Here is a 7,265-nt window from a genome sequence, read left to right on the forward strand (position 1 = left end):
CGGAGCGAGAATGGTGCTGACCGAGAACCGGAGCGCTACGTACTTCAGTACGTGAGCACCGGAAGCACAGGGCAGTGCCTTTCGCAGCCCGGCATCACCTGAATGGCAGCCCGTCCTAAAGTTGATCGCTGGTCATGCGAAAGATCGTCTGATGCGGACGATAATCGGCCATCTTCGCAAGCAATCCGTCGAGCATGTCGTCGACGATCAATATGCCGCGATGCTGCGGACGGACGAAGCCGACCTCGGCCATATGGTCGGCAAAGGCGATCAGATGGTCGTAATAGCCGGAGACGTTGAGCAGCCCGACCGGCTTCTCATGATAGCCGAGCTGCGCCCAGCTCACCGCTTCCCACAATTCGTCCATCGTGCCGACACCGCCGGGGATGGTCAGGAAGCCGTCCGAAAGGTCGGTGAAGGCCTGCTTGCGCTGGTGCATGTTGGCGACGACGTGCAACTCGGTGCAGTCGGTATTGGAAACCTCGGCGCTGACCAGCGCTTCGGGGATCACGCCGATCACTTCGCCACCGGCTTCCAGCGCGCCGCTTGCCACCGCCCCCATCAGGCCCAGCCTGCCGCCGCCATAGACCAGCCCGATACCGCGCCGGGCCAGCGTGGTGCCGACGTGGCGGGCGAGTTCGACGTAGCGGGAATCGGCGGGCGAGGCGGAGCCGCAATAGACGGCAAGGCGTTTCACTTCATGTCCTCCAGCATCAGGCGTGCGGTGGCCTTCGCGCTGCCGACAACGCCGGGAATGCCGGCGCCCGGATGCGTGCCGGCGCCCACCAGGTAGAAATTGGGAATCGCATCGTCGCGGTTGTGCGCGCGGAACCACGCGCTTTGCGTCAGCAGCGGCTCCAGGCTGAACGCGCTGCCCTGATAGGCGGAAAGGTCGGTGGCGAAGTCGGCCGGGGCGTAGTGGAACTTCGTCCGGATGCGATCGTGGATATCCGGGATCAGGCGCCGGCCCACTTCGTCGAGAATCCGCTTTTCCAGCACCGGGCCGATCTCGTTCCAGTCGACCGGCAACTTGCCCATGTTGGCGACGGGCACCAGCGCATAGAACGTGCTCATGCCTTCGGGGGCCATCGACGGATCGGTCACGGTCGGATGGTGCAGATAGATCGAGAAGTCCTGCGGCAGTACGCCGTGCTGGTAGATGTCGTCGAGCAGCCCTTTGTAGCGCGGACCGAACAGGATCATGTGGTGCGGAATGCCGGGCCAGGTGCCCTCCACGCCGAAATGCACCACGAACAGGCTGGGCGAGAACCGCTTGCGCGCCAGCGACCGGGCCTGCTGCTTTCCGCGCGGATTGTCGGACAGAAGATCGCGGTAGGTGTGCATCAGATCGGCGTTGGAAGCGACCGCGTCGAAGGGGGCGTGCCAGCCGCTGCGGGTCAGGACACCCGTGACTCTGCTGCCCAGCGTTTCGACGCGCGCCACTGGATCGCCCAGTCGCACTTCGCCGCCCAAGCGCTCGAAGTGGCGGACCATGCCGGCGATCAGGCGGTTGGTGCCGCCCCTGGCCCACCACACGCCACCATCCTTCTCCAGCTTGTGGATCAGGGCATAGATCGCGCTGGTGTTCATCGGGTTGCCGCCGACCAGCAGGGTGTGGAAGCTGAAGGCCTCGCGCAGCTTTTCGCTTTCGACGAAGCTCGACACCATCGAATAGACCGAGCGCCATGCCTGATACCGCGCCAGCGCGGGGGCGGCCTTGATCATGCTGGAGAAATCGAGGAACGGCACCGCGCCCAGCTTGACGTAGCCTTCCTCGAAAACGCCGGCCGAATAGCGCAGGAAATCTTCGTACCCCACAACGTCGCCGGGCGAGATGCGGGCGATTTCGGCGCGCAGGTGCGCTTCGTCGTTGGAATAATCGAACACGGTGCCGTCGGGCCAGTTGAGCCGGTAGAACGGCGATACCGGCATCAGGTCCACGTCGTCGGCCAGGCGATGTCCGCTGAGGTTCCACAGCTCCTCAAGGCACGGCGGATCGGTGATGACCGTCGGTCCGGCATCGAACGTGAAGCCATCGCGTTCCCAGTACCAGGCGCGCCCGCCCGGCTTGTCGCGTGCTTCGATGACGGTGGTCTGGATGCCGGCCGACTGGAGGCGGATGGCGAGCGCCAGTCCGCCGAACCCGGCGCCGATCACACAGGCTCGTTTCACTTGCGCACTCCCGATGGCGATTGGCTGGAATGATGCAGCGGCTGGGGCCTGGCGCCCAGTCCGGTCAGCACGCCGATGGCCTTGCCGACCGCGACCGGGGGGCGCCCCGCCAGAATGCGCATCTTGTCGAGCGGGGTCGACCGTCCGGCGTAGAACCGTTCGATCAGGCGCTGGTCCAGACCGTAGAAGCGTTGCAGCACGCGATAGCGGTCCCGTGGCTCCGCAGCGGCGAACAGCATCGCGGAAAGTGCCCGGTCGAACCGCCCACGCTGCCAGTGGCGTCTTGCCCATTCCTCGCTGAACACCGCGAGCGCCTGGCCCGAGAGATCGTCCTGCCGCGCCAGCGCCAGCGCGAAGCGCACCGCATCGGGGACCGAGTAGCTGGTGACCGCGTGGAACAGGCCGGCGCGGCCGCCGGCGCGGGCGATCTGACCGCCGGTTGCGCGCCAGAACCCGTCGAAATCGCCGCCAGCCACAACCGGCAGCACGCCGGCCTCCTCGTCCAGCACCGCTTCAACGCGCCAGCCGCGCGCCAGCGCATAGGCTTCGATCCGGGTATGGATGGCGGACGTGTCCAGGTGAGTGCCGTCGGCGTAGTAGGTGTCCTCGATGAACACCTCGTCGGGCGCGAAGGGCAGGCAATAGAGGAAACGGTAGCCATCGATCTGCTCGACCGTGGCATCCATGATGACGGGCCGCTCCAAGCCGTGCGGGGCTTTCAGTTTGAGCCGCTGGCCCACGAACTTCTGCCAGCCGCCGGTGAGGTGCCCGGCCAGCCGCGCCCCGCGCGCGTCTATCACCGCGCCGGCCTCCAGCCGCGTGCCGTCGGATAGCGTGACCGCCGTTTCGCTACAGGCCAGCGCGCGCCGGTTGCACAGGATCGCCTCCGCCGGCAGTGCGGCGCGCAACGCCGCGTCCAGGCGGGCGGATGTCATCGCGTAATAGCTCGTATCGAGCTGGCGATCGTATTGCGGAAAGCGGACCGTGTATCCCGGCCAGGCCGCCTCGACGAGCGGCGCGAGCAGCTCGCGCCCGGCTTTGCCCACGTCGCTGCCGAAGAACGACCACACGTGGTGGCCGCCCAGCGTTTCGCCCTGTTCGACCAGGCGCAGCGACAGGTCGGGCCGCGCGCGTGCGAAAGCAAGCGCCGCCAGACCGCCCGCAAGGCCGCCGCCAAGAATAACGATGTCGCAGGTTTGCGAACTCATCCCGTCTCACCTAGGCGTTCGACCGGAACGGCGCAACTGCACCATGGGGCCTATCAATGGTTTGGCAACGCCGTAAGGCTAAGGGGAAGCGATGAAGGCCGGCCTTGCATCCCCTCTGCCGTTGACGCCCGACCGGGCAAGAACGGTCGTGGCGCTGCTGATCGCGGCGCTGATCGTCGGCATCCTGCTGGGGGAAGGGCGGCCGCCCATCTGCCCGTGCGGCGTGGTGCGCCTGTGGCAGGGCGTGGTGGAATCGCCTGAAAACAGTCAGCAGGTTTCAGACTGGTACAGCTTCAGCCATCTTATCCACGGGATGCTGTTCTATGGTGCGGCGCGGCTGTTGTGGCGCGTGCCCGCGCTGGCCCGGCGGGTTTCGTCGCGCTGGGCCTTGCCATTCGCCGTGCTGATCGAGGGATCGTGGGAACTGCTCGAAAACTCGCCGATCATCATCGATCGCTACCGGTCGGTCACGGTATCGTGGGGCTATTCCGGCGACAGCGTGCTCAATTCGGCAAGCGACATCGGTTTCATGGCCCTTGGCTTTATTGTCGCCTCGCGCCTGCCGGCATGGGCCACCATCGGGCTGGCGATCGCGTTCGAACTGTTCACGCTGGCAATGATCCGCGACAATCTGACGCTCAACGTCCTCATGCTGGCATGGCCGATCGAGGCGATTCGCCACTGGCAGGCCGCTGCCTGACCGCATTGCGGCTGGTTTCGGAACCTTTCCGGGCGCCTGGAAAGATTTCCGGGGGCGGGATGAAGGGTGGTCTGCCCGCCCCCGGAGCGGGAGCGGGTCCGGGGGGGCCGCTCCCAAGGCTGGAAATTCGAAAGATCAAATTCCGCTACGGCATCGGACCGTCCTTGCGTCGGTTCGGTCTGCCGTTGCGAGCGGTTCTTGCACGGCTGCACATGACGCAGGATGATCCGGCGCATGAACGTTCGTTAATTCTTGGACCGATCGCGCGCCTCGCGTGACGCGATGTTCTTGATCCCAGTCAATGCGCAAGGCACTCTTCTGCCGAAGCAAGGCAGGTGAACCGGCAAAAGCCGGCATCCATAAGCCGGCTCATGGAGAGGTATGATGGCTCAGGAAGCGAAGACGGATCACGTTGACGTGCTGATTGTCGGCGCCGGCATTTCCGGCATCGGATCGGCCTATCACTTGCAGGACCAGTGCCCCGGCAAGAGCTATGTCGTGATCGAGGCGAAGGACACGTTCGGCGGGACGTGGGAAACCCACAAGTACCCCGGCGTCCGTTCGGACTCCGATCTCTACACCTTCGGTTACCGCTTCAAGCCCTGGATCGGCGCGCCGATCGCCAGCGCCGATGAAATCCTCAAGTACATGGGCGAGGTGATCGACGAGAACGGCATCGGCGAACACATCCGCTATGGCCACCGCATCACCGGCTGCCACTGGTCCAGCACGGACAACCTGTGGACCGTGGAAACCACGCGCAAGGCGGACGGCGCCAAGGTGACCTTTACCGCCAATTTCCTGTGGATGTGCCAGGGCTATTACGATCACGAGAAGCCCTATGTGCCCGACTGGGCTGGCCTCTCGGACTACAAGGGCACGTTCATCCACGCCCAGCTGTGGGACCCGGCGATCGACGTCAAGGGCAAGCGGGTGCTGGTGATCGGATCGGGCGCGACCGCCGCCACGGTCGTTCCGGCGTTCTGCGATGCCGGGGCGCAGGTGACGATGCTCCAGCGTTCGCCGACCTATTTCTTCTGCCATCCCAACCAGAACGAGCTGGCCGACCGTCTGCGCCAGATCGGCATCGACGAACCGACCGTTCACCGCGTCGTGCGTGCCCAGGTCATGCACGATCAGGACGTGCTGACGAAGCGCTGCCAGACCGAACCCGACGTGGTGTTCGAGGAACTGAAGGCGCTGGTGCGTGCCTATGCGGGCGAGGACTTCGCGTTCGAGCCGAACTTCACCCCCAAGTATCGTGTGTGGCAGCAGCGCCTTGCGTTCTGCCCCGATGGCGACCTGTTCCAGCACGCCGCGGCTGGCCATGTGCGGGTGGTGACCGACACGATCGACCGCTTTACCGAAAAGGGCGTGCGGACGGCCTCGGGCGAGGAACTGGAGGCCGATATCGTGGTCGCCTGCACCGGCTTCCGCCTGTCCGTGATGGGCGACATTCCCTTCGCCGTCGATGGCAAGGCGGTCAACTGGCACGATACAGTCAACTATCGCGGCATGATGTTCACCGGCGTTCCCAACCTCGTCTGGGTCATGGGCTATTTCCGGGCGAGCTGGACGCTGCGCGTCGACATGCTGGGCGATTTCGTGTGCAAGCTGCTCAACCACATGGACGCGCGCGGTGCGAAGCGGATCGACGTGGCGCTGCGGCCCGAGGACGAGGGGATGGAGCTTGGGCCGTGGATCGAACGCGACAACTTCAATCCCGGCTATCTCATGCGCGGACTGGATGAGTTGCCGCGCGGGGGCGACAAGCCGGAATGGCGGCACAATCAGGACTATTGGGCCGAACGCGTGGAAATCCCGGCGATCGATCTGGAAGGCACGGAATTCGTCTATGATGGCGTGAAACGGACGGCCTCGGCGAAAGCGGAGGAACCGGTCGCGGCCTGATCGCGCGGCTTCCCGTCGTATTTGACCGTCCGCTTGCCGTTGCGGCGGCGCATCCGGCGTTCATTGGCTGGACGCGCCGCCGCAATGCGCCTAATGCTGGCTCACACCCCGGGGAGCCTGCGTTTCCAAAAGGCTGAGAGGTGGGTTTCGCGGCCCACGACCCGTCGAACCTGAACCCGTTAGCACGGGCGGAGGGAAGGGCGGCCGTCTTGGCGCTCTTCGTCCGTCCCAGGAAGGAAGCGTGCCATGGCCGACATCAACTCTCCCCTGGAAATCGGCGTGACGACCGGCCCCATTCGCGGCAGCCGCAAGATTTACGTCGAATCGCCGAACTTCCCGGGGGTGAAGGTCGCCATGCGCGAAATCGCGCTGGAGCCGTCCTCGGGCGAAGCGCCGCTGCGGGTCTACGATACCTCGGGCGCCTATACTGATCCCGCCGCCACGATCGACATCGCCGCGGGTCTCGCTCCGCTGCGCCGCGACTGGATCGTGGCGCGCGGCGATGTGGAGACTTATTCCGCCCGTGAGGTGAAGCCCGAGGACAATGGCCAGCTCGGCCCAGACCGGTCTGGCGGCGTCCCGCCGTTCCCCAACGTGAACACGGCGCCGCTGCGGGCCAAGGCGGGGCAGAACGTCACGCAGATGCACTATGCCCGCCGGGGTATCATCACGCCCGAGATGGAATATGTCGCCATCCGCGAGAACCTGGGTCGCAAGCAGCTCAAGGAAGCGCTGGCGCGCGACGGGCAGGATTGGGGCGCGAGCATTCCGGATTACGTGACGCCCGAATTCGTGCGCGAGGAAGTGGCGCGTGGCCGGGCGATCATTCCCAGCAACATCAACCACCCGGAAAGCGAGCCGATGGCGATCGGCCGCAACTTCCTGGTGAAGATCAATGCCAACATCGGCAATTCGGCGGTGGCGTCGAACGTCGCCAACGAAGTCGACAAGATGGTCTGGTCGATCCGCTGGGGCGCGGACACGGTGATGGACCTTTCCACCGGCCGCAACATCCACGACACGCGCGAATGGATCCTGCGCAACAGCCCGGTGCCGATCGGCACCGTGCCGATCTACCAGGCGCTGGAAAAGGTCGGCGGCATTGCCGAGGACCTCACCTGGGAAGTGTTCCGCGATACGCTGATCGAGCAGGCGGAGCAGGGCGTCGATTACTTCACGATCCACGCCGGCGTGCGCCTGCCCTACATCCCGATGACCGCCAAGCGCGTGACCGGCATCGTCAGTCGGGGCGGCTCGATCATGGCCAAGTGGTG

6 protein-coding genes and 1 riboswitch are annotated in these 7,265 nt (G+C 65.3%); of the genes, 3 read left to right on the top strand and 3 right to left on the bottom strand.

What is annotated here, in order from left to right; genetic code table 11:
* Window positions 1-115: 115 nt before the first annotated feature.
* Genes B3547_RS21475 through crtY form a run of 3 tightly spaced genes read right to left on the bottom strand, consistent with a single transcriptional unit; the run spans window position 116 to window position 3,380 of the window.
* On the bottom strand, window positions 116-697 hold the full coding sequence (locus tag B3547_RS21475; protein WP_292966890.1) for a TIGR00730 family Rossman fold protein: 582 nt from the start codon (window positions 695-697) through the stop codon (window positions 116-118).
* On the bottom strand, window positions 694-2,172 hold the full coding sequence (locus B3547_RS21480) for a phytoene desaturase (RefSeq protein ID WP_125956321.1): 1,479 nt from the start codon (window positions 2,170-2,172) through the stop codon (window positions 694-696). The genes B3547_RS21475 and B3547_RS21480 overlap by 4 nt, the downstream gene beginning before the upstream one ends.
* Window positions 2,169-3,380, bottom strand: a complete 1,212-nt coding sequence (gene crtY, locus B3547_RS21485; protein ID WP_125956319.1) for a lycopene beta-cyclase CrtY — start codon at window positions 3,378-3,380, stop codon at window positions 2,169-2,171. The genes B3547_RS21480 and crtY overlap by 4 nt, the downstream gene beginning before the upstream one ends.
* A 91-nt stretch (window positions 3,381-3,471) precedes the next feature.
* Here crtY and B3547_RS21490 point away from each other — a divergent pair, with 91 nt between their 5' ends.
* The 3 genes from B3547_RS21490 to B3547_RS21500 form a co-directional block, all read left to right on the top strand.
* Window positions 3,472-4,080, top strand: coding sequence for a DUF2585 domain-containing protein (locus B3547_RS21490; RefSeq protein WP_124809146.1), 609 nt, complete (start codon window positions 3,472-3,474; stop codon window positions 4,078-4,080).
* A gap of 384 nt (window positions 4,081-4,464) precedes the next feature.
* Window positions 4,465-5,991: a flavin-containing monooxygenase gene (locus B3547_RS21495; protein ID WP_292966898.1), complete on the top strand. Its 1,527-nt coding sequence runs from the start codon at window positions 4,465-4,467 to the stop codon at window positions 5,989-5,991.
* Window positions 5,992-6,090: 99 nt separating this feature from the next.
* Window positions 6,091-6,206, top strand: a riboswitch (TPP riboswitch).
* Window positions 6,207-6,237: 31 nt separating this feature from the next.
* Window positions 6,238-7,265 (top strand): phosphomethylpyrimidine synthase ThiC (locus tag B3547_RS21500; protein WP_292966901.1); only part of this gene is annotated, 1,028 nt, incomplete at its 3' end.

This window comes from Novosphingobium sp. UBA1939 (assembly GCF_002336885.1).
Lineage (GTDB): Bacteria > Pseudomonadota > Alphaproteobacteria > Sphingomonadales > Sphingomonadaceae > Novosphingobium.

Excerpts from the sequence above, each read along its gene's own strand:
- B3547_RS21490 (WP_124809146.1), top strand. The coding sequence starts at position 3,472 with ATGAAGGCCGGCCTTGCATCCCCTCTGCCGTTGACGCCCGACCGGGCA.
- crtY (WP_125956319.1), bottom strand. The coding sequence starts at position 3,380 with ATGAGTTCGCAAACCTGCGACATCGTTATTCTTGGCGGCGGCCTTGCG.
- B3547_RS21495 (WP_292966898.1), top strand. The coding sequence starts at position 4,465 with ATGGCTCAGGAAGCGAAGACGGATCACGTTGACGTGCTGATTGTCGGC.